This window comes from Pseudomaricurvus alkylphenolicus, assembly GCF_011683955.1.
GTDB classification, from domain to species: Bacteria; Pseudomonadota; Gammaproteobacteria; order Pseudomonadales; family Cellvibrionaceae; genus Pseudomaricurvus; species Pseudomaricurvus alkylphenolicus.
Genome location: NZ_JAAQPI010000058.1, coordinates 1 through 1,665 on the forward strand (window position 1 = coordinate 1; position 1,665 = coordinate 1,665).

Consider the following 1,665-nt stretch of genomic DNA (forward strand, 5'->3'; position numbering starts at 1 on the left):
CGGCGTTTTTCAAGACAGATGTCACCATTAGTTCATTTTTTACGCTGCTTTCTCACACTCATGGTCCGAGTTATCCGGGTTTAGTTCGACCTCTTTGATGTAATCCCACTTCCTAGCCTCTCCAGACCAACGGTGTGGGTTCTTACTCTTTGCCCTCGCATAAACCTCCTGCCGATTCTTAAGGATCAGTTCATCCTGAGAGCGGTGGCGTTGTGCAGGCGTTACAAAGCCGATTCGACTGTGACAGTGCTCTTCGTTATACCAATGTACAAATCCATTTACCCAGTCCCGGGCAGTCTCCAAGCTTTCGAACCCTTCTGATGGCCATCGAGGACAGTACTTCATTGTACGAAACAGGGACTCAGAAAACGGATTGTCATTGCTAACCCGCGGACGGCTATGAGATCCTGTAATGCACAATTCTTCCATCTTGGCTTTCAATGTCATCGACTTCATGGGAGCACCGTTGTCCGAGTGCAAAACGATGGGCTTCTTAAAGCACTGCTCCCGCATGACTGTACGCTGCAATAGCTGCGCAGCTAATTCACCACATTCCCGATCGTGTACTTCCCACCCAACAATTTTACGACTGAAGACATCCATGATCATGTACAGGTAGAAATAATTACCCCGTACATTCGCGGCACAATACGTGATGTCCCAACTCCAAACCTGATTTGGAGCAGTGGCCTTATAGCTCGTCGGCGCCGCTCGTTTCTCCTGCGCTCGACTTCGGCCTCGGTGGTGCACCTGATTATGCAAGTGCAGCACCCTATAGAAGCTCGACTCACTGGCGATATAAACGTCCTTGTCGGCCAGTTTTGGTACAATCTGAGACGGCGGCAAACTGGAGTACTCGGGCTGATTGCAGACCTCCAATATCTGCTGAACCTCCTCCGGTGTTAACTTATTGCTCGGCTCTGGCCGCATTGCCAGCGGCCTCTGATCAGCTTGCACCGGACTGTCAGATTTCACCCATCTTCGATAGGTTCGTAAACAGATACCGGCCTCTTTGCACGCCGGAGCCAAACGGGAGCCAGCTTTTGTCGCCTCTCTTATCAGTTCGACGAGTTGCTGTCGTTCGTCATGCGGGGTTAGTCGTCCTCTGGCTCCTCCCCGTACAAAGCATTGAGCTTTTTTCTAAGCACCAGTAGCGCTGCGGCCTCCGCCAGGGCTTTCTCTTTACGTTGAAGCTCTTTTTCCAGCTGCCTAACCCGCTTTTTGTCCGCTTTCGCCTGTTTCTGCTCTTCACGCTTACGTTCAGGGCTGGTGTTGAGGCTGTCAATGAAGCCTTGTTTCCAGGACTTTACTTGTTCGGGATACAACCCCTTCTCACGGCAATACTGGCTTAGTTCAGCTTCACTCAAGGGCGCCGTCTCAACAACAACGGCAAACTTCGCTTCACTTGACCATTCTTCTGATGACTTACTCGGTCCTGGCACTGGTGTTCCACTCAATCTGGCTTTCTTTCGCCAATTATACAGGGCTCCGAGAGATATTCCTTCCTGCGCTGACACCTCTGCTACAGTCATATTGTATGGTGGCAACAGCTTCTTAAGTACCGCTTCTTTCCTTTCTGGTGAATAGTGTTTCACTCATTCCTCATCAGCCCCCTGTTCAAGTTTTCAACAATTTAGGGGGTGACATCTATCCTGACACAGGGGG

Annotated in this window: 1 protein-coding gene; it reads right to left on the reverse strand. The window is 50.5% G+C overall.

From position 1 onward, the window contains the following. Positions 1–39 precede the first annotated feature (39 nt). Positions 40–1,595, reverse strand: a protein-coding gene (locus HBA55_RS37080; RefSeq protein WP_167001272.1) for an IS3 family transposase whose coding sequence is annotated in 2 segments (ribosomal slippage) — positions 40–1,133 and positions 1,133–1,595 — 1,557 coding nt in all. Because the reading frame shifts where the segments join, the coding sequence is not laid out codon by codon here. Between the last annotated feature and the right edge of the window lie 70 nt (positions 1,596–1,665).